Raw genomic sequence first — 3,284 nt, 5'->3', positions numbered from 1 at the left:
CACGCCTGGGCGCAGCAACACGGCGCCGCCTGGGTGGGCGAGCTGGACCTGTTCGCCCAGGCCCTTCAAGACCTGTCGCAGCGCGAGGTGCTCCCCTACAAACCTCAGGTGCTGGCCATCACCGGCACCAACGGCAAGACCACCGTGACCTCGCTCACCGGCCTGCTGCTGCAGCGCGCCGGCCTGCGCGTGGCGGTGGCCGGCAACATCGGCCCGGCCCTGCTGGACGTGCTGGCCGCGGCGCTGGACGACGAGACCCGCGGCAACGCCGAAGACACAGCCAAGGCCGCAGCCGAGGCGGTGGCCGAAGCAGCCTCTGCAGCACCCGCGCCCGTTGAAACCGATCCGGCCGATGCGAATGCGCATGAGGCGGCCGATGCCCAGGGTGAGCTGCTGCCCGTCGAAGACGACGCCGCGCCGACGCCGGCGGACGATGACGGTGACGGTCCGACGCTGATCGTGCCGCCCATGCCGGCCCCGCCGCAGCCGCCGCACCTGCCCCAGGCCTGGGTGCTCGAACTCTCCAGCTTCCAGCTCGATGGCACGGCCGGCGGCGCCTGGGACAACGTGCCCACCGCGGCCACCGTGCTCAACATCACCGAAGACCACATCGACTGGCACGGCTCCATGGCCGCCTACGCGCAGGCCAAGCAGGCCGTGTTCGGCGCGCAGGCGCTGATGCTGCTCAACCGCGAAGACCCGCTGGTGTCGGCCATGCGGCCCGCCGATGTGACGGTCAAGATCGGGGGGCGCAACCGCCAGCGCCCGGCGCGGCCGTTCACCACTTTCGGGCTCGACCAGCCGAGCCGGCCAGGCGACTGGGGGCTGGAGACCGTCAACGGCATGACCTGGCTGGTGCGCGCCCTGGCGCTGGACGAAACCCGCCAGCGCGGCCGCAAGGCCGACGAGGAAGAAGAGATCTACTTTCAGCGCCTGATGCCGGCCGACGCGCTGCGCATCCGCGGCCGCCACAACGCCGCCAACGCGCTGTCGGCGCTGGCCCTGGCCACCTCCACCGGCGCACCGCTGGCGCCCATGCTGCACGGCCTGCGCGACTACCGCGGCGAGCCGCACCGCGTCGAACCGGTGGCCATCGTCAACGAGGTGGAGTATTTCGACGACAGCAAGGGCACCAACGTGGGCGCCACCCTGGCCGCTGTGCGCGGTCTGGGCGCCGACCGCCGGCTGGTCGTCATCCTGGGCGGTGACGGCAAGGGCCAGGACTTTGCGCCGCTGGCCGAGCCGCTGGCGCGCCACGCGCGCGCGGCGGTGCTGATCGGCCGCGACGCTGCGCGCATCCGCGAGCAGGTGCAGGCCGCGGCCGAATTGGCCGGCGTGCCGCTGCTGGACGCCGCCACCCTGCGCGAAGCGGTGCGCGCCTGTGCGGCCGCCGCCCAGCCGGGCGACGCCGTGCTGCTCTCGCCGGCCTGTGCCAGCCTGGACATGTTCCGCGACTACAAGCACCGCGCCGACGTGTTCGTCGATGCGGTGCGTGAACTCGCCGCCGAGCACGGTGCCGACCTGGAGGGCACGCTGTGAAGGCCTGGCTGCAGTCCCTGCTGACCCGCCTGCGCGCCCTGGTGCCGGGGGGCGATCTGGCTGGCGCCGGCGCCGACGGGCTGCCGGTGCGCCTGTCCAGCCGCAGCTACGCCGGCACCCGCAACGTGGCGGTGCGCGAACTCGGCTTCGACCAGCCCCTGCTGTGGGTGGTGGTGGCCCTGCTGTGCTGGGGCCTGGTGATGGTGTATTCCGCCTCCATCGCACTGCCGGACAACCCGCGCTTTGGCAACTACGCCCAGACCCATTTCGTGGTGCGCCATGCGATGTCGATGGTGATCGGCACCGGCGCGGCCCTGCTGGCCTTCCAGTTCCCGATCCGGGCCTGGGAAAAGCTCGGCCCCTGGATGTTCGCCGCCGCCCTGTTGCTGCTGGTGCTGGTGCTCATTCCCTTCATCGGCAAGGGCGTCAACGGCGCCCGCCGCTGGATCCCGCTGGGCATCATGAACTTCCAGCCGTCCGAGCTGGCCAAGCTGGCCGTCCTGCTCTACGCCGCCGACTACATGGTGCGCAAGATGGAGGTCAAGGAACGCTTCTTCCGCGCCGTCGCCCCGATGGCGGTGGCCGTGGGCGTGGTGGGCATGCTGCTGCTGGCCGAGCCCGACATGGGCGCCTTCATGGTGATCGTGGTGATCGCCATGGGCATCCTGTTCCTGGGCGGTGTGAACGCGCGCATGTTCTTCCTCATGGCGCTGGTGGTGGTGGCGGCGTTTGCGCTGATGGTCATGACCAGCGAGTTCCGCCGCCAGCGCGTGTTCGCCTACCTCGACCCCTGGAGCGAGGAGCATGCCCTGGGCAAGGGCTACCAGCTCTCGCACGCGCTGATCGCCATTGGCCGCGGCGAGATCTTCGGCGTCGGCCTCGGCGGCAGCGTGGAGAAGCTGCACTGGCTGCCCGAAGCCCACACCGACTTCCTGCTCTCGGTCATCGGCGAAGAGTTCGGCCTGATCGGCGTGCTGACGCTGATCGCGCTGTTCCTGTGGCTGACGCGCCGCATCATGCACATCGGTCGCCAGGCCATTGCACTGGACCAGGTGTTCGCCGGCCTGGTCGCGCAGGGCGTGGGCCTGTGGATGGGCTTCCAGGCCTTCATCAACATCGGCGTGAACCTGGGAGCTCTGCCCACCAAGGGCCTGACCCTGCCGCTGATGAGCTACGGCGGCTCAGCCATCCTGCTCAACCTGATCGCCATCGCCATCGTTCTTCGAGTGGACTATGAAAATCGCCAGCTCATGAAAGGCGGTAGATCGTGAGCAGCAAGCGGTTTATTCAAAACCGACAGGCAGACGCGCAGCGGCTGCCGATGCGGCACGCATCGCTCATGAAAGGCGGTAGATCGTGAACAGCAAGCGGTTTATTCAAAACGGGCAGGCAGCCGCGCAGCGGATGCCGATGCGGCACGCATCGCTGATGAAGGGAGGCCGTTCATGACGAACCGCCCACCCTGTGCACTGATCATGGCCGGAGGCACCGGTGGCCACATCTTCCCCGGTCTCGCCGTGGCCGAGGCACTGCGCGAGCGCGGCTGGCGCGTGCACTGGCTTGGCGCGCCCGACAGCATGGAAAGCCGGCTCGTGCCGCCGCGCGGCTTTGCGCTGGAAACCATCGCCTTCGGCGGCGTGCGCGGCAAGGGCCTCAAGACCCTGGTGTTCCTGCCGCTGCGCCTGCTCAAGGCCTTCTGGCAGGCGCTGGCCGTGGTGCGCCGCGTGCAGCCCGACGTGCTGGTC

3 protein-coding genes are annotated in these 3,284 nt (G+C 69.9%); all 3 read left to right on the top strand.

Annotated features, from left to right (window positions below):
- Window positions 1–1,539, top strand: a 1,539-nt coding sequence (gene murD / locus ACR2JA_RS05760; RefSeq protein WP_434008152.1) for a UDP-N-acetylmuramoyl-L-alanine--D-glutamate ligase, incomplete at its 5' end; no start/stop codon positions are given.
- A gap of 17 nt (window positions 1,540–1,556) precedes the next feature.
- Window positions 1,557–2,810 (top strand): putative lipid II flippase FtsW, encoded by a 1,254-nt coding sequence (gene ftsW, locus ACR2JA_RS05755; protein ID WP_434008153.1) that lies wholly within the window; start codon window positions 1,557–1,559, stop codon window positions 2,808–2,810.
- Between the two features lie 174 nt (window positions 2,811–2,984).
- Window positions 2,985–3,284, top strand: a 300-nt coding sequence (locus ACR2JA_RS05750; protein ID WP_434008151.1) for a glycosyltransferase, incomplete at its 3' end; no start/stop codon positions are given.

Origin of the sequence: Hydrogenophaga sp. (assembly GCF_051007235.1) — a bacterium.
Taxonomy (GTDB): Bacteria; Pseudomonadota; Gammaproteobacteria; order Burkholderiales; family Burkholderiaceae_C; genus Hydrogenophaga.
Note: the sequence above shows the minus strand (reverse complement) of the source record. Positions and strands in the feature narration are given on the sequence as shown.